The 18,944-nt window shown below is 69.5% G+C and carries 14 protein-coding genes and 2 pseudogenes; 6 read left to right on the forward strand and 10 right to left on the reverse strand.

Features of this window, described 5'->3' with window-relative positions; translation table 11 throughout:
* Nucleotides 1-25: 25 nt before the first annotated feature.
* Nucleotides 26-226, forward strand: a pseudogene (locus ACIRP2_RS21125) (pyridoxamine 5'-phosphate oxidase family protein); the annotation flags it as partial.
* 331 nt (nucleotides 227-557) lie between these two features.
* On the opposite strand, the gene ACIRP2_RS21130 reads toward ACIRP2_RS21125, so the two are convergent.
* The 7 genes from ACIRP2_RS21130 to ACIRP2_RS21160 form a co-directional block, all read right to left on the reverse strand.
* Entirely contained in the window at nucleotides 558-1,874 is a 1,317-nt protein-coding gene (locus ACIRP2_RS21130; protein WP_404252395.1) for a cytochrome P450, read from the reverse strand.
* Between the two features lie 82 nt (nucleotides 1,875-1,956).
* Entirely contained in the window at nucleotides 1,957-2,214 is a 258-nt protein-coding gene (locus ACIRP2_RS21135; RefSeq protein WP_404252397.1) for a cittilin family RiPP precursor, read from the reverse strand.
* Nucleotides 2,171-2,314, reverse strand: coding sequence for a hypothetical protein (locus ACIRP2_RS21140; protein WP_404252935.1), 144 nt, complete (start codon nucleotides 2,312-2,314; stop codon nucleotides 2,171-2,173). The genes ACIRP2_RS21135 and ACIRP2_RS21140 overlap by 44 nt, the downstream gene beginning before the upstream one ends.
* A 178-nt stretch (nucleotides 2,315-2,492) precedes the next feature.
* Nucleotides 2,493-3,797 (reverse strand): MFS transporter, encoded by a 1,305-nt coding sequence (locus ACIRP2_RS21145; RefSeq protein WP_404252399.1) that lies wholly within the window; start codon nucleotides 3,795-3,797, stop codon nucleotides 2,493-2,495.
* Nucleotides 3,794-5,008: a type III PLP-dependent enzyme gene (locus ACIRP2_RS21150; RefSeq protein WP_404252401.1), complete on the reverse strand. Its 1,215-nt coding sequence runs from the start codon at nucleotides 5,006-5,008 to the stop codon at nucleotides 3,794-3,796. The genes ACIRP2_RS21145 and ACIRP2_RS21150 overlap by 4 nt, the downstream gene beginning before the upstream one ends.
* Nucleotides 5,005-6,717 carry an IucA/IucC family protein gene (locus ACIRP2_RS21155; RefSeq protein WP_404252403.1) on the reverse strand — a complete coding sequence of 571 codons (1,713 nt, stop codon included), beginning with the start codon at nucleotides 6,715-6,717 and terminating at the stop codon, nucleotides 5,005-5,007. The genes ACIRP2_RS21150 and ACIRP2_RS21155 overlap by 4 nt, the downstream gene beginning before the upstream one ends.
* A 37-nt stretch (nucleotides 6,718-6,754) precedes the next feature.
* Complete coding sequence (locus ACIRP2_RS21160; protein WP_404252405.1) at nucleotides 6,755-8,329, reverse strand: IucA/IucC family protein; 1,575 nt, start codon at nucleotides 8,327-8,329, stop codon at nucleotides 6,755-6,757.
* A gap of 409 nt (nucleotides 8,330-8,738) precedes the next feature.
* Between ACIRP2_RS21160 and ACIRP2_RS21165 the strand changes: the two genes are divergently transcribed.
* Nucleotides 8,739-9,503, forward strand: a complete 765-nt coding sequence (locus ACIRP2_RS21165) for a response regulator transcription factor (protein ID WP_404252407.1) — start codon at nucleotides 8,739-8,741, stop codon at nucleotides 9,501-9,503.
* Nucleotides 9,500-10,936: a sensor histidine kinase gene (locus tag ACIRP2_RS21170; protein ID WP_404252409.1), complete on the forward strand. Its 1,437-nt coding sequence runs from the start codon at nucleotides 9,500-9,502 to the stop codon at nucleotides 10,934-10,936. The genes ACIRP2_RS21165 and ACIRP2_RS21170 overlap by 4 nt, the downstream gene beginning before the upstream one ends.
* Nucleotides 10,937-11,147: 211 nt before the next feature.
* Here ACIRP2_RS21170 and ACIRP2_RS21175 read toward each other — a convergent pair whose 3' ends face one another.
* The 3 genes from ACIRP2_RS21175 to ACIRP2_RS21185 all read right to left on the reverse strand — a co-directional run bounded on the left by ACIRP2_RS21175 (nucleotide 11,148) and on the right by ACIRP2_RS21185 (nucleotide 14,889).
* The gene (locus ACIRP2_RS21175; RefSeq protein WP_404252411.1) at nucleotides 11,148-11,825 is read right to left on the reverse strand and encodes an HdeD family acid-resistance protein; all 678 of its coding nucleotides are present in this window, start codon (nucleotides 11,823-11,825) and stop codon (nucleotides 11,148-11,150) included.
* 582 nt (nucleotides 11,826-12,407) lie between these two features.
* A complete protein-coding gene (locus ACIRP2_RS21180) occupies nucleotides 12,408-13,574 on the reverse strand; it encodes an FAD-dependent monooxygenase (RefSeq protein ID WP_404252413.1) in 1,167 nt (388 codons plus the stop codon).
* Between the two features lie 703 nt (nucleotides 13,575-14,277).
* Nucleotides 14,278-14,889 (reverse strand): fascin domain-containing protein, encoded by a 612-nt coding sequence (locus tag ACIRP2_RS21185; RefSeq protein ID WP_404252415.1) that lies wholly within the window; start codon nucleotides 14,887-14,889, stop codon nucleotides 14,278-14,280.
* Between the two features lie 797 nt (nucleotides 14,890-15,686).
* On the opposite strand from ACIRP2_RS21185, the gene ACIRP2_RS21190 reads away from it, so the two are divergent.
* The 3 genes and pseudogenes from ACIRP2_RS21190 (at nucleotide 15,687) to ACIRP2_RS21200 (ending at nucleotide 18,931) form a co-directional block, all read left to right on the forward strand.
* Nucleotides 15,687-16,913 carry an acyl-CoA dehydrogenase family protein gene (locus ACIRP2_RS21190; protein ID WP_404252417.1) on the forward strand — a complete coding sequence of 409 codons (1,227 nt, stop codon included), beginning with the start codon at nucleotides 15,687-15,689 and terminating at the stop codon, nucleotides 16,911-16,913.
* 5 nt (nucleotides 16,914-16,918) lie between these two features.
* On the forward strand, nucleotides 16,919-18,151 hold the full coding sequence (locus ACIRP2_RS21195; protein ID WP_404252419.1) for a CaiB/BaiF CoA transferase family protein: 1,233 nt from the start codon (nucleotides 16,919-16,921) through the stop codon (nucleotides 18,149-18,151).
* Nucleotides 18,148-18,931 (forward strand): annotated as a pseudogene (locus ACIRP2_RS21200) (crotonase/enoyl-CoA hydratase family protein). Before ACIRP2_RS21195 ends, ACIRP2_RS21200 begins: the two are co-directional and overlap by 4 nt.
* The last annotated feature ends 13 nt before the right edge of the window (nucleotides 18,932-18,944 follow it).

Raw genomic sequence — 18,944 nt, forward strand, 5'->3', positions numbered from 1 at the left:
CACGCTCGTCGGGGCCCGGCACGGGCAGCGGCAGGTATGGGTGTCGACGGCTCACCCTGATCACGGGCCGCACCTGGTACCGCTGTGGTTCTTGTGGGATGGGCGAGCGGTGTGGATGTGCACCAGCGCCACTTCCGTGACTGCACGAAACATCCGCGAAGAACCGCGCGTGCGCCTGTCGCAACCGGACACCGTCGACGTGCCACTCCCGGATCGTGATCTACAGCTGGAGTATTGACCCTGTCCCGGTCAGGAAGACGTGTCCGGACCGGTCAGGAGACCGGCGACGTCGAGGCCGGTCGTCTTCGACACCGGCTACGACGCTCCGCGCGGGATCCGACGGCTGCGCCGAAACGGTGATGCAGCGCGCCTGTTCTGCAGCTCGCGGTGACGACGGTGCCCTCGCGGGTGAACGGGCTGTCCGACAGCGTGTATCCGCGATTTCCCAGGCAGGGCGCCGAGGGGCGCCGGTTCGGCTTCGCCTTGCCACCGGACGCGCTCGCTCGGCCCGTCAGGAGTGAGCGGAGCGCCCGCTTGGCCTTGTGGATCCCCGTCGATCACCACGCCTCCACCTTGAAGCGTGCGTTCAGCGGTTGCAGGGCGAGGGCCGGACGAGGACGGACGGACTCCGGGGTCTCGAGGCGGAGGCGGAAGCGTGACCAGACACTGGCCAGCAGACTGACGGCCTCGACCCCTGCGAGGGAGGCACCGAAGCACGTGCGCGGGCCGAGCCCGAAGGGGAAGTAGGAACCGCGTGGAACTTCCGTCGGCTCCTTCCCCAGCCAGCGTTCCGGGCGGAATTCTCCGGCCTGCTTCCAGTACCGCGGGTCGCGGTGGTTCACCCACTGACTCACCGTCACCGTGGTGCCGGCCGGAATAACGTAGTCCGAGAACGTCACATCGACACGGGCGTCCCGGCTGGTCATCCACACCGGCGAGTACAAACGGAGGCTTTCCCGCAGAACTGCGTCGGTGTACGGCAGTTCGCCGAGCAGCGCCATCCCGGTGGCGTTTTTGGCGAGCGCCTTCTCCGATTCGTGGTACACGCGTTCCGCCGCTTCCGGATTTCGGGCGAGCAGGACACTGGCCCACACCACCGCGTCGTTCGTGGTCTCGTATCCGGCCATGAGCAGGGTTGCCAGTTCGTCGTTCACCTCGGCCGGCGTGGGCGCCGGCGTGCCGTGGAGCAGCGCGTGCAGCACGGGCGCGGCTTTCGGGTCGGCTGCGCGACCCGAGGCGGCGACTCGGGCGAGAGTCCTTTCGACCCCTCGGAGATTGCGGCGGATCTGCAGCTTGCGACGGGTGGGAAGCCACTCGGGGAGCACCACCGGTGACGCGGAGAGCTCCATGATCGGAACTACCATCCCGGCGACTTCGGCAATCTCCGAGTCGGTGTACTCCTCGCCGAACATCAGAGCCGTGACCAGGCGCAGGGTCACCACTGACACGTCCTGCTGCAGGTCGCGCACCTGGCCGGGACGCCACTGCTCCAGCATCCGCTCGCCCTGCCCGCGCATGGCGGCGGCGGCCGTCGCGGACAGTTCCCGGCCGAAGGCCGGCTGGATGCGCCGACGCTTGGCCTTCCAGTCCTCCCCGTCAGAGCTCATGGTGGACAGCGGCAGGCTCTGCCTTCGTCCCGCACGCCGGGTCTCGGGGCCTTGCTTGACGAAGTCGGCGTTGCGGTCGACGAGCATGCGCTCGACGTGCTCAGGGCCCGCGAGCAGGACGTTCCGCGGACTGATGCGGACGATGTCCCCGTACTCCCTCGCGCATGCGGTGAGAAACCGGAGTGGATCGGTGCTGAATTCTTGAAGATTTCCGAGTACGCGGTCGCCTGCCGGTCCCGGTATGTCTCCCAGCTCTTTCTCTGCCACCCCGCCCCGCCTTTCACCTTTCCGGGATCACCGGGGTGTGCGAGCAGCGCTCGTACACCCCGGCAGCTGCTTTCCGCGCCGATCAGTAGTACGAGTACGGGGCGGTCAGTCGGTCCTTGCGGGTGAGTCGCATGAACAGAGCTCCGGTGAGCACGAGCTTACGCATAGAGATACACCTCCCGATGAATACATTCAGATCGCGGTAGAGCATCAACGGCCGAAACGGTATTGGCGTTGACTGACACACGTCAAGAGGCACGTTTCCGATATGGGGACGAGCAGGCTTGGGTCGTGTCCTATGCGGTGAGGCGGACACCCTCCACGTCGCCCTCATGGCCATCGACGAGGACGACCGGCCGCGGTCCCGACCCGACGTCGACCTGACCGTCGGGGGTGACGACGATCGAGGCGGTGCCGTGGTGGCCCCGTCGAGTGGACACCGTGCCGCCAGGAACGCCGTTCGGCCCGCCCCCATGACCGTGACGTGGTGATGCCCAGGAGTCGCGCGCTGAACTGGGTCGGGCTGCCGCGAATCCGGCCGCTTCCGAGTCGACGGCACGGGAAGGTGGGGACGCGTGGGGGTTCGACGGACAGCCGACGTCGATTCCCACACATGCGTCACAGGTCGGTCGGCCGGTTCCCTGCCGGCTGGGCCGGCCCGAGGGGTGAGCCGGTTGCGAGGGCCGTTCCTGTGACCCGGACGCGCCGTCGGGCTCGTCCTGCGATCAAGGCGGGGAGTGCGAGCGCGGAGGACGCCGAGATGAGGCCGCCCAGAACCAGGGTGGAGCGGGCGCCGAAAGCATCCGACACCAGGCCGACCAGCGGCGCGCCAACGGGGGTGCCGCCGAGGAGGACCAGGAAGTAGACGGACATGACGCGGCCGCGCAGATCCGGCTCGGCGTGGAGCTGGGTCAGCGCGTTGGCGGTGGTGGTCACGATCACCGCGGCGAATCCGGTGGGGATCAGCAGGGTGATGAATGTGCCGTAGTCCGGCATCAGGCCCTGCGCGCCTTCCAGTGCCCCGAAGACGATCGTGGTGGAGACCAGACGGCGTACGGTGGGGCGTTTGCCACGGCTCGCCCCGTGGATCGCACCGATGAGGCCGCCCAGGGCGTAGGCGGCGGAGAGGTAGCCGAAGGCGGCGGCGCCCGTGTGGAAGGCCGTGATGGCCACGAGCGAGATGGTGACCTGGAAGTTGAGGCCGAAGGTGCCGACGAAGGCGATGAGGCTGATCGGCAGGAGCAGTTCGGGGGTGGAGGCGATGTGGCAGAAGGCGTCGCGCAGTCGGGTGCGGCCGGATCGAGGTCGGCCGTGGCAGCCTGCGTCGTTCGTACGGATGGTGATCAGGCCGTAGAGGACGGCCAGGTACGAGGCCGCGTTCACCAGGAATACGGGACCGGTGCCGAAGGCGGTGACGGTCAGGCCGGCGAGGGCGGGGCCAAGGGCACGGGCCACGTTGAACTGGGCGGAGTTCAGGCTGACCGCGGTGGCCACGCGCTCGCGGGAGACCAGTTCAAAGATGTAGGCGTTGCGCGCGGGGCTGTCCACGGCGGTGGCCGCGCCGAGGGCGAAGGCCAGCCCGTAGACGGACAGCAGATTCACTGCCCCGGTGACGGTCAGCAGCCCGAGCAGGAGTGACTGCACTCCCATGGCGGTCTGGGTGAGCAGCAGCAGCCGCCGCTTGGGGTACCGGTCGGCCAGGACGCCTCCGGCCAGACCGAACAGGGTCTGTGGCAGGAACTGCAGGGCGGTCACGATGCCGACCGCGCTGCCGCTGTTGCCGGTGAGGTGGAGGACGAGCAGGTCCTGGGCGGCGCGCTGCATCCAGGTGCCGATGTTGGAGCTCAGCTGCCCCAGCAGGTAGCGACGGAAGTTCCGGACCGTGAGCACGGCCGTCACCGGCGAACGGGAGCCTGTGCTCATGACAGCCGGTGGGTGTACGTGTCCCCGGTGACAGATGCCTCGACGTCGTCGAGGTGATGGAAGGTCGGGCGGGGGTGCATGAGGAAGGCGTGGTGCGAGATGTTCCAGGCGTAGGCGCCGGCCATGGCGAAAGCGATCCGGTCGCCGACGCGCAGCCGTTCGACCATGACCCGGCGGGCCAGGACGTCCTTGGGCGTGCACAGCTGTCCGACCAGCGTCACGGGCTCGTCGCGGGCCTCCGGTCGGTCCCAGGGTCGCGGCCAGGCGTCGTCGGGGATCACCTCGAAGGGCTGGTCGTGCAGTTTCGCGGCCGGCGTGCGCAGATGGTGAGTGCCTCCACGCAGCACAGCGAACGCCGACCCGCGGCTGAACTTGATGTCCAGGACCTGGGTGACGTACCAGCCGCAGTAGGCGGTGACCGAACGGCCGGGTTCGAGCCGCAGCGTGAGGTGCGGGTGGCGCGCCAGGATGCGGCGCAGTCCCGCGCCGAAGGCGGACCAGTCGAACACCTTGTGCGGGTGGGCGTAGTCGACATCCATTCCCCCTCCGACGTTGACCTCGGCCAGGTCGATCCCGCGCTCGTGAGCCCAGTCCTCGGCCCAGGTCAGGATCTTGTCGACAAGGGCCGATTGGGCCTCGGCCCGGAGTCCGCTGGCCAGGTGGAGGTGGACGCCCAGCAGTCGGATGCCCGGGTGAGAGGCGATCAGCTCCAGACAGCGGTCCAGCCGCTCGGGGTCCATACCGAACGGGCTGGGATGGCCGCCCATGGCGAGGGCGACCTGGCCGAGATCCATCGGCAGGTTCACGCGCAGCAGGACGTCGGTCAGCCGGTCGCCCAGAAGAGCGGAGACCAGAAGCAGTTCGTGCTCGCTCTCGATGTGCAGGCGTTCCACTCCGGCATCCAGTGCCTGAACCAGCTCGGCCTGGGTCTTGCCGGGGCCTCCGAAAGCAATCGGCGCGGAGGAGATCAGCCCTCGCACGTGGCTCAGTTCACCGCCGGAGGCCACCTCGAACCCGTCGACGTGCCCGGCCAGCACCTGCAGGATTCGGGGATCGGAGTTGGCCTTGGCCGCGTACAACAGCTCGACTCGTTCCGGAAGCGCGGCCCGGATGGTGTGAACGTGCTCGCGCAGAGCCGACAGGTCGTAGACGTAGGCGGGCAGGTCGTCATCGGTCAGCCTGCCGACGCGGTCGAGCAGGGCGGGCCTCACCGGGTCACCTCGCGGGGGAAGTCCGCGCCGAGGGGGCTGGGCAGGGGGACGTAGGTGGCGTGCCGGTCGGCTTTCCGGGACCAGCGCAGGAGGAGGTTGGCCTTGGCGGGCAGCGGTACTCCGGACACCAGGGCCCGCAGGCGTGGCGGTTCGGCGGCGGTGCGGGCGTAGGCATCGAGGTGGTCGCGGACCAGTCCCCACAGAGCGGGCTCCAGCGTCGGGTCGAGGTCGGCCAGGGCGCCGAGCACTTCGGCGGTGTGGTTGACGAGGAGGCAGTACGCAACCCGGTTCCAGCCGCGTTCGGGGTCGTAGGTGAGAGGGCCGCGGACGTCGTCCGGGAGGTCTCCGAGGGCGTGCTGGTGATGCCCTGGCAGGACTTTGGTGCCCTCCAGGTCGCGGAAGAGCATCTGTGCAGGGGTGCCGTCGGCGTTCACGCCGACGACGACATTCTGCAGGTGGGGTTCCAGCACGACGCCGTGTTCGAAATAGGCTGCCAGCACTGGTGGCAACAGCAGCCGCAGGTACGCGTCCCACCAGGCCGTCACGTCTCCGTCGCCGCGGGCGAGCAGATGGGAGACGTGCGCTGCGCTGGTCGGGTACTCATCCGCCACCGCGGCGGCGAGCAGGGGTGTCACCCCGGGACGAAGATGGCGACGCAGGCCGGAACGGACGATGACACCGAAGCCCTCCAGGAGGGCGGTGTCACCAGAGGTGTCGAGGGTGCGGTAGCCCGGCTCGGCCAGGAGTGCGCATCCCGGGAAGCGGCCGGCGAGCTCGGCGAAGACGGGCTGGAGCAGACGGTTGAGGGCGACGGCACCGGAGAGCTCATAACCGGCATGCCTGCGCACGCAGTTGGTGAGGCGGACGTTCAGGCTGAACTTCAGGAACGTGTCGGTGTCCGGGTGGTACAGCGTGCGCACCGATGCGGTCGGCACCAGCTCCGGTCCGCCCACTCCGGCGTCGACGACATCGCCCGCAGCGATCGCCTCGCGCAACCGGGCGTTGCCCTGCAGCAGCCGGTACTGCCAGGGGTGCACCGGCAGAATGGCGAATCCCGGGTCGGGCGTCGGGCACAGCACGTTCATCTCGTGCAGTTCGCCCTCCTCACGCACGAGGGGACGGCGCACCACCAGGTGGCGCAGGCGGAAGCGCGCGCCGGTCTCCGGGCCGTACGCCAGCCAGTCCGCGGGCTCGCCGGTGCGGGCCTTGGGCGTGGGGTGGAAGCGATGGCCGAACACCAGGGACTGCTCCGACGCCACGTACGGATCCGCATGCGGCGTGCTCCCCGCCCGCGCCTCCAGCGTGGTGCGGATCGTGTCTCGGCTGTCGGCAACCTGGCTGAGGAACTCTTCGTTGGCGATACCCGTGCGCAGTTCCAGTTCGTCGTGGATGTATCCGGCCAGCTCCTTCCAGCCGACCGTCACCCAGGCGTCGTTCTCGAGCCGCCGCACCGAGCCCTGGAAGCGGTGGGCACCGATCAGCGAGGCCCGGCGCATCCGGCAGCGCAGCAAGAGACCCCGGCGGGGCAGGCGCAGCAGGAGGTGGTCGTCATCGACCGTCACCTGATGCTCGGGGGCGGACACCTCGCGGATCAGACAGTTGAGCAGCGTGTGGGCGGTGACGGCGTCGGCTGTCCGCATCGCCTCGGCGGCCGACGCGGTGACGGCTGTGGCGGCGGGGCAGGCATGGGGGGCAGTGCCGGTGGTCATACGGTCACTCCAGTGGGACGACGATTCGTGTCGGATTTCAATGGCACATGGCCAGCGGGTTGGGCACGGGCGTCCATTGCGCCTTGCCCGGGTTCTCGGACAGGCGCATGGCGATGGTCGCCTTCAGCGGCATCGTGTCGCCGAAGAACGCTGCCGCGTCCCGTAGGTTCGGCAGGTCGGCGTACACCCGGCGGCCGACCTCGGCGACCACGCCCCACAACGCTCGGGGATCGGCCTCCCGTGTCCGGCCCAGGACATCGACCAGCTCGCTGAAGACGCCGCTGATCAGGCCGCCGAACAGTTTTGTGTGGAGCGCGCCCACGTCGTCGCCTGCGCGGGTGCCGAGCAGCGGTGGAAGCGTGAAGCCGCACCGGGCGAGGCGGCGTGGGCTGACGCGAACGCCGTCCAGGTCCCGGTACAGCACCCGCACCGGCCACCCGTCCCGCAGCACGACCAGGGTGTTCTGGCCGTGCGCTTCCAGCGCCACCCCCATGGACAGCAGCGTCAGTGCGGGAGGCAGCACGAGCCCGGCGAACTCCGCCAGCCAGCGCACCGGGTCACCCGACACCACAGTGGCTCCGGTCGCGTGGACGGCGGTGAGGGGAACCGCGATCTCTCCGGCGTCGAGGTGGTGCTCGGGCGACTCCCGGATCATCGCCGCGAGGCTTGCGGAGGGCTGTCCGTCCACGCACACGGCGCCGCTGCCGAGTTCCCGCAGGATACGCAGGCTGCCGCCGTATCCGGCCTTGTCGATGACGGCCGAGACGAGATCGGACAGCGGAGGCCCGTCGGCTGCCTCGGCGGGAGAGATGGTGCGCCGGTAGTTGGTGACCTGCACGTCGAGGGCGGTCTTGATGTGACAGCCGGGCAGGACGTCCAGCGGGGCGAGGGTACGCAGCGACAGCAGCGGCCGGGCCGGGATCGTCTCCTCCACGACGGCCAGATCAGGGTGGTGCCCGAGCACGTGGACCCGCTGCCAGGGGTGCAGCGGGAGGAGGACCGTGTCCCCGTCGCACAGTTGCCGCGGCCAGGCGCCGGCCCGCTGCCAGCGGTCGGCCGGGACACGGAGCAGTGCCAGCTGAATGACGGGGTGGTGCTCGGGGGCGTAGGCGAGTACGTCGGCGATCGACATGCCGGTACGCGTCCGGCAGCAGGGATGTTGCGGATGACCGTCGATCACCGCCTGCTCGGCGTCTGTCGAGTCCGCGGGTGGGACTCTTTCGCCGACGTTGGCGGCCCTGGCCAGGGCCAGGTTGACCACACTGTTCTCCAGCTCGGCGGCCAGACGGCCGGCGGCCCGGGTACGCAGGCCGAGCTGGGCCAGCAGCTGCGTCGGCCCGCTGATCGGCCCTTCCGGTCCGGACACGGTGAAGTCCTCGGACACCTCGGCGAACGGCCGCGCACTGGCCTCGGCCGCCGCGAGCGAGCAGCCCCGTCGCAGCTCGACCACCTGGGTGTCGGACTCCCTGCGACGCCCGGTCACTCCGTACAGGGGTTCTCGTACGAAGGCGCCCCACAGCCGGCCCAGTACGGTGGCGCGTGCTCCCGGGAGCGTGCTCGTGAAGGGCTCCACCAGGTCGGGGCGCGTGAGGCGTAGTTCATCAAGAGGCATGGGGCATCCCAGGTGCTCGTCGAGGCGCTTGGCACGCGGTGCTCCGATGGCACCGGCCGTGCGACCGAAGCTACGGGAAGACGATCAAGCGGATGGCCAGAGCAGATACAGCGAGGGTCTCCGGATTCGTCCGACGAAGCATTTCCCTTCGTCAGCTCCAGCCGATTCCACCGAGAGGCCTTTCCTTTCATGCACTCGGGGCCTTTCATCGGTTTTCAGCCGTCACCTGGAGGGATCGAACGGCGACATTCGCGGCCTTAACTCTCGGTTTACTCCGCGCTGTCCATGTCCTGCATTTCGTCATGGCGTCGCGCTTCGGTGGTTACGCCGACCGTGGAGAATCACCGGCTCGGGGGAGATTCCGGCGTTTGCGCCACATTCTCCGGCCGAGGTCTGTGAGCCTTTCGGCATGCGTGTCTTGCTGATCGAGGACGACGACCGGGTGGCCGCACCGTTGATGGAGGGGCTGCGCCGTTTCGGATTCACCGTCGAACACGCCAGAACCGGGGCGGACGGCCTCACCGCACCGGAGGCGTCGATGGTGTTGCTGGACCTGGGGCTGCCCGACATGGACGGCATCGACGTCTGCCGGGCTCTCCGGTCCCGGTCGTCCGTGCCGATCATCATGATCACGGCCAGGGACGACGAGGTGGACCGGGTGCTCGGTCTCGAGCTGGGCGCGGACGACTACGTCTCCAAGCCGTTCGGCGTGCGGGAGCTCGTCGCCCGGATCCGTGCCGTCACCCGCCGCGCCCGCCCCGCGGTGCCGGACACCCGCCGTGCGGAGCCGCAGCCCCCGGTCGACCTGGCACAACGACCTGAGACGTCCCACATCCAGCGGGTCGGGCCGCTGACCATCGACCGCCGCACTCGGCAGGTGCATCTGCACCAGTCCCCCATCGCCCTCGCGCCCAAGGAGTTCGACCTGCTCGTCTGCCTCGCCGAAGACCCCGGAGCCGTCTGCTCCCGCCGGCAGATCCTCGACACGGCATGGGAGCCGAACTACTTCGGCCCCACCAAGACCCTGGACGTCCACATCGCCGCGCTGCGCCGCAAGCTCGGTGACTCGTCGTGGATCGAGAACATCCGGGGCATCGGCTTCCGCCTGGTCCCCCCGCCGCGCGCCGCCTCCTCGCCCGCCGCGGAGTCGGCGCGCGGCGGAGGATCGCGGTGACGCGTCGCCTGCTGCTCAGCCATCTGAGCCTCATGCTGCTCGTCCTGCTCGTGCTCGAGGTGCCGTTCGGCATCTTCTACGCCCGCAGCGAGCTGTCCCGCTTCTCCTATGCGGCGCAGCAGGGGGCGATGACGCTCGCCGAGGTCTGCGAGGACAAGATGGAGCACGGGCTGACGGCAGACCTGCCCGAACTGGCCCGCGCGTACGGGCGGCGCACCGGCAGTCGCGTGCTCGTCGCCGGCCACAGGGGCATCGTCCGCACCGACACCGCTGTCCGAGCCCTCGTCGGCAGGGACCTGTCCGCCGAGCCGGACATCTCCAGTGCACTGCGCGATCAGCCCGCCGTCGGCACCCGCAGCGACCCGTCCACAGGCGCCGAGGTCCTCTTCGTCACCGTGCCGGGTGGCTCCGATGCCGCCGTCGGGTGTGTGGTGCGGACTGTCTATGCGTTGGGCCCGCTCAAGGCGAAGGTCCACGCCACCTGGCTGGTCCTCGCCGCCGTGGGGCTCGGGGTCCTGGCCGCCGTCTCCCTGATCGGCTTCGCTCTCGCCCGCTCGATCGCCCGTCCCGTCCAGGCTCTGGAGCGCGCCACCGCGCAACTCGCCGAAGGCCGGATCACCGATCCGCCGGCCACCGATCACGGGCCGCCGGAACTACGCCGGCTCGCCGCGTCGTTCACGAGGACCGCAACCCGGCTTCAGCACCTGCTCCAGGCGCAGCAGGCGTTCGCCTCCGAGGCGTCGCACCAGCTGAAGACTCCCCTGACCTCACTGCGCCTGCGCTTGGAGAATTTCGAGCCGCACCTCGCCCCCTGTGCTCAGGACAGCCTCGACAAAGCACTCGGGGAGTTGGAGCGGCTCAGTCGTATGGTGCAGGGGTTGCTCGCCCTCGCCCGCCTGGAGAACTCCGCGATCAGGCCGGAGGCGGTCGATCTCAACGCGGTCGTCACCGATCGCGCGGACATCTGGACGGCCTTCGCCGATGAACAGCGGGTCGACATCATCGTGGCCGGAACCGAAGCCGTATGGGTGTGGGCGGTGCCGGGAGCACTGGAGCAGATCATCGACAATCTGCTCTCCAACGCGCTGCGCGTGTCCCCGCCGCACACCACGATCACGCTGGCCACCGCCTCCGCGAAGGAGGGCAGCCGCACACCACCCGTGGCCGAGTTGCATGTGCTCGACCAAGGCCCCGGGATGTCCGAGGCCGAACGGCACAGAGCTTTCGACCGTTTCTGGCGGGCCGCTGACGCGGACCACGACGGCACGGGGCTCGGCCTGCCGATGGTCCGGCAACTCACCCACGCCAGCGGCGGTGAGACCAGCCTTGAGGCAGCCCCCGGCGGCGGGCTCGACGCCGTCGTCCGACTTCGGTGTGCCGCAAGCCGTACTCACCGAGAACACCCGGATCGGCGCAACCGAGGGCCGGGATGAAACCCCGGACCGGGTCGATGGGCAGGACGAGGCGGCAGGTCGAGTGCCGGGTCGTGGACCGGTGACTCGACCGGTTCCACCCGTCCGGGCGTGGACCGATGGGTGTTCGGCGACCGCGACAGCGGCGCCTTCCTCATCGAATTCGGCCGCCCTCTCGGGCTCCATGTGCGGCACGAAGTCGACGCACTGCACGGGGTTCATCTGCACGGGGTCATACCGTGCGCGGGATCCGCTGTGCACGGCCGTGGAGCCGGAGCGCCGTTACCAACTCGACGATGCCGACCACGACCAGCCACCAGCCGGCGACCAGGGTGAGCACGCCGATCGAGGTGAACGGCGAGACGATCAGCACGATCCCCGCGATGAAGGTGACGACGCCGAGGGCGGCCTGCCAGCCGCGCGCGGGCATGGTGGGGTCGTGAATGGCGGCCAGAGTATGGGTGATCCCGCGGATCAGCCAGCCGATGCCGATCCACAACGCCAGCAGCAGGATCGACTCCAGCTTGCCCCGGAAGCAGAACAGGCCCAGCAGGATCGACAGGGCGCCGCTGATGAAGGCCAGGACACGCAGCGAGGTCGCCCTGTGCGTGCCGAAGGCGGCCGCCAGTTGGAGCGCGCCGCTGAGAATGAGGTAGATGCCGAAGAGGATCCCGGCGACGAGCAGGGACGGGCCCGGCCAGACCAGGATCACGATCCCAAGGACCAGGGAGGCGATGCCGGTGATCAGGACGACCTGCCAGGCGGTGCGGGAGAGGTGGTGCAGGAAACCCTCGAAGGGTGGCTCCATGTAGCCCGGGTGCGGTTTCGGCGCGTGCACTTCACCCGCGGTACGGGCGTGGCGGTCGTCGTATTCCGGTCCCCGGGGGGAGCCGCTCTGTGCGTCGGTCATGTTCCATGCTTGTACCGGGCACGGGCGCTCCGCGACCTCTGCCGGTCCACCCGGCTGACGGCGGAGGCACGGACCGCGCCGCACGGGGCCCGGTGAACCGTGGCGCGGCGGGTACTGGACTCGGTGGTGCCGCATACCGGATACACCCCGATGGACCGGGCCGCCTTGCGCGCGGCGACCTCGCGTGCTGACCGCGACCGGCTGCACCACTCACCCGGCAGCGCCTTCGGCCGAGGTGGTACGGAGGTACGGCAACGGGGTCGACGTGATCAATGCCCGGCGCACCTGGGAGTTCGTGGACCCGAACTACGCGGCCACGATCGACGATCGACGCCGCGCACACGGCGGCGGGCGACGGCCCCGGGCCGCTACGCGGCCTGATCGCGGGTGTGCGGCAGGGAAGCGCGGAGGAGCCGAGTCAGGGGTTGCACGCCTCGACGCGGTGCCTGGACGGAGGCTTTCCGTGGGCCCCTCCGGCGGGCGATCATGCGCGCAGCGATCGAGTCGGCCGCACACACCGGCCCGGAATCCCAGCGTCTGAACGTCTCCCTCGCTCGTGCCCGTACCGACACGCCGAACGGCTCAGGCGGAATCGAAGTAGCGTCGCCCGTCCACCGTCCCGAGTGATGACTGGTCGGCCAGGCCGATCCCGGCACGTGACAGGGAAACCAGGCGGAGGAGCCGCTCCTGTTCCCAGTCCGCAAGCCGCCCGCCGGGCAGATCCTGGCCAGGTGCCCATCCGCGCAGAGCTGCCGCGAGCCCGGCCGCGTCGGCGAATGCCTTGGAGGTTCCGGAGGCGGTGTGGGGGCGGACCGTTCCGGCAGCGTCACCGATCAAAGCCGCGTGGTCGGCGACCATCCGGTGGGGCGGAAGGTCGAAGACGGGCTGCATGAAGACGTCGGAGCGCCGTACGAGCTCCGCGAACTGCGGTGGAAGCGATGCTTCCGCCGTCACGGCGAGTTCCGCCGCAGTATCCAGCACCATCTCTCCGGGCGGCAGGAATGTCGTGTACGGCTTCCCCGACCGGCTCGCGAGCAGCCTCGGCAGATCGCGCTCGGGCACGTTCACGTACCACACCCAGTTCACCCGCCTCGAGCCCTCCGTCAACTCGCCTTCGGGCCCCGGAACGAGGTAGCACAGCATCTGCATGCCGTCCGAGCCGAAAAAGGTGAACCGCCCCGTCAGGAGTTCCAGCAGATCCCCGGGCAGGGCAGCTTCCGGCTCCAGGCCCCGCCAGGCCACGTAGCCGGCGTATGAGGGGCGCACGTTGCCACCGAGCAGTCGGCGCGTCGCCGAGCCGATGCCGTCGGCACCCACCAGGAAGTGGCCCTGCGTCGTGTACCCGTCGGCGAACTCGGCCGTGACCTCCGAGCCCTCCACCCGGACCCGTCTCAAGGCACTGTCCAGGCGGTAGCAGACCCCGGCAAGGGGTTCCCGCAGCGCCCGGTAGAGGGTGTCCCACGCGGTCATCAGCTGGGGGGCCTCGTACCGGGTGGCCCTGCCGTGGAGGTGGAGTTGTTGGCGCTCCCACAGCTCGACGCTCACCGCCCGTGCCGACATGCGCAGACGAACGAGCAGTGCCTCCACCTCGGGCTGCATGACGACCCCGGCGCCGCGGGCCTCCATCCTGCCCGCGGAACGCTCGTACACAGCGGCCTCGGCCCCCACAGCCCGCATCTCGTGGGCCGCCGCGAGACCCCCGACAGACCCTCCGACGATCAAAACCTTGACCGCCTTGCTCGGCTGCATCGGACGCCTTCCTGCCGTCGGCCTCGGTGGCGCGGTCCCTTCCATGCTCGCCCTGTCGAACGAGACCCGCACCCGCACCGGCTCGTACCGAACTCCACCGGCCGGGCCCCGCGTTTCTCAGGTCGTCGGCGGATCGAGCGGGCATCGAGGTGAGGGAGAGACGGATGACTGTCCGGCGAGCGGGTGCCTGCCCATCGAGCACCGGGGGCCGGGGCGGATCTCCGCCCCGGCCCCCACAACGCCTCGGAACGGGATCAGACGGCCGGCAGAGGCACAGCGCCGTACAGGGTCCAGTGGTCGGACTTGACCGCAGTGGCGGAGTGTTCTCGTCCGGGACGGCCAGAGCGATGCCGTAGGCCCCTCGGTCAGCGTTCGATCCACCGCCCATGGCGCACTGCTTCTGGATGAGCGGACTGTCGCCGACGCGGTTGTGGATGGGCGCGAACCTCACGTCCCAGCCTCTGCCCGTCCGGGCCTCCAGCATCTCCTCCACACGCTTGGCGTGCTTCTCGCAGAACTCCTGGAAGAAGATGACGTCCGGATATCCGCCGATGACCGAGCTGACCAGGCGTTCGCGAATCGCGTCGTCGAGTTCCTGGAACCCGGCCTCTCCTTGGTGGGGAGACTGGTTCCAGCCGCAGTTCCTGTTGGCGTTGGCGCAGACGTTCCAGGTCATCACGTTCAGGCTCGACGCGGGAGCCGATCACGCGTACGGCGCCTCGGTCGGAGCGTCGACCGGCTCCAGCACGAATCGTGTTTCCTCGCCCGGGGTCGGTGTCATGGCACGCAGTGTGCCGTCCCCCGACACGGCCACCCACCTGCCGGCGTATCCCGACTCGTCGACGGACTCGAAGGACACGCCCACCGAGCCGGCAGGGGAGTTCAGAAACGCGGGCGGGGTCGAGTAGTGCGCCGTGAACTGCTGCCAGCTGCCCAGCCGGTAGCCCCGGGCACGAAGCATGCCGTTGCGGTCACCCGCGTCCTCGTACTCTGCGGTCGCGAAGAAGCCGGTGACCAGCGAGCGCAGACTCATCGTCGTGCCGGCGTGGTTGGTGTGGATCGTGAACTTCTCCCAGGAACCGACCTTCTCGCTCCTGGCCTTCATCCGCCATTCGTACTGATCCGGGTCGTTCAACTCCACGGAAACGTACCTGCCCGTGAGTACCGACCGCAGCGCCCACTTCTGCCCCGCCGACTTCGCGACATCCGCGGCATCCGCTGAGATGTCCGTGGCCGAGGCCACAGGTGCCGATGCGAGCGATATCCCCGCGATCAAGGCAAGCAACGCGGTCAGCAGACTCGACGTACGGCGCATACCCCCTCCTTCTCATGCATGACCAAATGAAAAGCAGATCATAGGTTTCGCCACGCGGTGACTTCTCCGTCGGGCCGAACCCGCAGTGGTCAGTGCCTTCGTCGGCACGCATGGCGGCGCGCCCGGTCCCGGAGTGTTCATGGTTCTCGTGACCCGGCCGATGAAGGGCGCCCGCACCACTGGCCGTGATCAGCGGCACATGCGCACCGCCGGTCACTCCGTGCACGCCGGTGCGCAAATCACCGCGCCTGCCTCGTGGGCAGGTTGGAGGAATGGACGGCCTCCACGGTGCAGGTGATACAGGTGATCACACGCTCGACAAGGTGAGTGCGCCTCAGTGCCCCACCACACCTGCGGCGGGGACCGGTTCCGGTGACGGGCCCGGGGGGGTCGGCACGGAACGCGAACTCTCTTGCACGGCGACCGGTGTGTCGCTGCCTGCCGGGGTGATGGCGAGGAAGCGTCGGCCGGCCCCGGGCTTCCCCCGAACCGGGCGCCGTCAGCACCTCGCGGAGCAGCCCGATCGACTGACTCACCTGAGCGCCCGCGGCGTTGGCAGTGAACATGGTGAGCGCCTGCTTGCGGCCGAAGGGCGCACGCACAGCGGCGACGCGTCGGGGGCCACGGGCCACTGGGGTGGTCCGCGGTGGCAACGGCACCCCGGAGCGGCGCGGGTCCGGTGGACCGGCCCTGGTTCCGCGTTAAATCGTGCCGGACAACCGAGACGCCGGGCTCGGAGGGGACTGACGGGCGCGGATCTCCGAGCCATGCCCCCACGGTGCTTGAGGGAGACTGCAATGAGCAGCGCAACGACCTTGCCGACGGCGTCCGGTCCCTACCTGGACGAAGGGCTGCTGCCCGCCGACTTCTACGCGCACGAGGAACTGCTGTCGGACACGGAGCGGGAGAAGATCGAGTCCGTCCGCGCGTTCCTCCGCACACAGGCCGCCCCGATCGTCGACGACTACTGGGCCCGGGCGGAGTTCCCCTTCCAGCTGGTCGAGGGTTTCGGAAGGCTCGGTCTTGTGGGCTGGGCCGACCCCGACTCCCCGGAGTCCAGGCCGAGCAACCTCTTCGCGGGCTTCGTCGCGCTGGAGTTCGGGCACGCCGACGCGTCCTTGGCGACGTTCTTCGGTGTGCACACGGGGCTGGCCATCGGCTCCATCCTCACCTGCGGCTCCGACGAACAGAAACGGCGATGGCTTCCGGCGATGAGCCGCTTCGAGAAGATCGGCGCCTTCGCGTTGACCGAGCCGCACGGCGGCTCCGACGTGGCCGGCGGCCTGCGGACGACCGCGCGCCGCGACGGGGACGGATGGATCCTCGACGGAACCAAGCGGTGGATCGGCAACGCGACGTTCGCCGACCTGGTCGTCGTCTGGGCCCGCGATGTCGAGACCCGTCAGGTGCTCGGCTTCGTCGTGGAGAAGGACACCCCCGGGTTCACCGCGACGAAGATCGAGAACAAGATGGCGCTGCGGATCGTACAGAACGCCGACATCGTGCTCGACGGCTGCCGTGTTCCGGAGGCCGATCGGCTGCAGAACGCGAACTCGTTCAAGGACACCGCCAAGATCCTGCGCCAGACACGCAGCGGGGTGGCGTGGCAGGCGGTGGGACTGATGTTCGGCGCCTACGAGATCGCACTGCAGTACGCCAAGGAGCGCGAGCAGTTCGGCCGCCCGATCGGCGGCTTCCAGCTCGTGCAGGACCTGCTGGTGAAGATGCTCGGCAATGCCACGGCATCGTGCGCGATGGTGACGCGCCTGGCCATGTTGCAGGACGCCGGGGTCTACCGGGACGAGCAGTCCGCCCTGGCAAAGGCCTACTGCACCGTGCGCATGCGCGAGAACGTGGGATGGGCGCGGGAACTGCTGGCCGGCAACGGCATCGTCCTCGACTACAAGATCGGCCGCTTCGTCGCCGACGCCGAGGCCCTCTACTCCTACGAGGGGACACGAGAGATCCAGACACTCATCGTCGGACGCGCGGTGACCGGCGGCCTGAGCGCCTTCGTGAGGTGATGACGATGACCGACGAATCCGTCTTCACCGGTCTGAAGGTCCTCGACGTGTCGAGCTTCATCGCGGGACCGGCCGCGGCCACCGTGCTCTCCGACTTCGGAGCGGATGTGATCAAGATCGAGCCGCCGGGACAGGGCGATCCCCAGCGACGGCTGGGCTCCCTGCCGCCCAGTCCCCGGGCCAGGGCCAACTACAGCTGGCATCTCGCCAACCGCAACAAGCGCGGCATGGTGATCGACCTGAAGTCCCCGGGGGGCACCAGGATCCTCAAGCGCCTCGTCGAGTGGGCGGACGTGGTGATCACCAACTTCCCGCACGGCACGCGCGAGAAGCTGCACCTCGGCTACGAGGAGGTCGCGGGCTGGAATCCACGAGTCGTGTACGCCGACATCACCGGCTTCGGGGATGCCGGCCCGGATGCCGGGCAGCCGGGCTTCGACGTGACCGCCTACTGGTCGCGCAGCGGGCTGCTGGCCTCGACCCGCGATGCCGGAGCGCCACCGACGGTGCCGGTCTGGGGCAGCGGCGACTACATGTCGGCGATCGGGATCTACGCGGCGATCGTGACCGCCCTGTACCGCCGCGAGCGGACGGGTCAGGGGACCAGTGTCGGAACGTCGCTGCTTGCCGAGGGCGTATGGGCCACGGGAACGCTCGTGGCCGGCGCGCTCGCAGGCGGTACGCCGTTCCGCCTCCACGACCGGAAAGCGCCTTCGAACCCGCTGGTCAACCCCTACCGGACCGCGGACGACGAGTGGTTCATGCTGGTCGCCTCACCGCCGCACTGGCCGGGACTGACGCGGGCCATCGGTCACCCGGAGCTGCTCGATGACCCCCGTTTCGCAGACATCGAAGGCTTCGTCAAGAACTCCGCCGCGCTGACCGAGCTGCTCGACGCCGAGTTCCACTCGCGGCCCTTCGCTCATTGGAAGGAGACCCTGGACCGGGAACGCATCACTTACAGCCTCCTCCAGACGCCGGAGGTGACCGCACAGGATCCGCAGCTGCGCGCGAACGACATCGTCGTGCCGCTGGAAGGAGTCAGCGGGCTGGAGTACACCGTGAACAGCCCGGTCAACCTGCGCGGCGTCGCGAAGGTCCCGGCCAAACGGGGACCGGACCTGGGCGAGCACAACGACGAGATCCTCGCCGAGCTGGGATTCGGCCCCGCCGAGATCGCCGAGCTGCGTACCCAGGGAGCGATCCCCGGCACGGCGGAAGCGGAGGAGTCGCGATGAGCACGGCGCCCGAAGCGGCCGGCATGGTGCTCCACGAGCGCCGCGCCGGGGTACTGACCATCACCATCAACCGCCCGGCACAGAACGAACGCCGTCGACCAGGAGGTCGCGGTACAGCTCGCGGCGGCCGTGGATCTGCTCGACGCCGACCCGGAACTGTCGGGCGGCGTACTCACGGGCGCGGGAGGGGTGTTCAGCGCGGGCATGGACCTCAAGGCCTTCGCCGAGGGCGAGTTGCCCCTGCTGCCGGGCCGGGGACTGGGCGGGCTCACCCGCGCGATGGTGCGCAAACCGTTGATCGCCGCGGTCGAGGGCAGGGCACTCGGCGGCGGATTCGAGCTGGTGCTCGCCTGCGACCTGATCGTCGCCGCGGAGGACGCCCGGTTCGGCTTCCCGGAGGTCACGCGTGGTCTCGTGGCGGCGGAGGGCGGACTGGTCAGGCTGCCGCGCCGCCTGCCGTACCACGTCGCCGTGCGGGTCCTGCTCACGGGTGAGCCGCCGACCGCCGCCGACGGCAAGGAGTACGGGCTCGTCAACGAGCTGACCCCGCCCGGCGCCGCGCCGGTCGGAGCCCGCGAGCCGGCGGGGCGCGTCGCGCGCAACGCACCGCTTGCGCCGACGGCCGTCAAGGAGGCCCTGCGAGAAACGCAGGGCCTGAACGAGAGCGACGCGTTCGGACGCCAGGACGAACTCACGAACGGTCTGGCCGCCAGCGAGGACGCGCGGGAAGGCGCACGAGCATTCGCCGAGAAACGCGTCCCGGTCCGTCACGGCCGCTGATACCCACCACGTC

It is taken from the genome of Streptomyces sp. NPDC101194, from assembly GCF_044767885.1.
Lineage (GTDB): Bacteria > Actinomycetota > Actinomycetes > Streptomycetales > Streptomycetaceae > Streptomyces.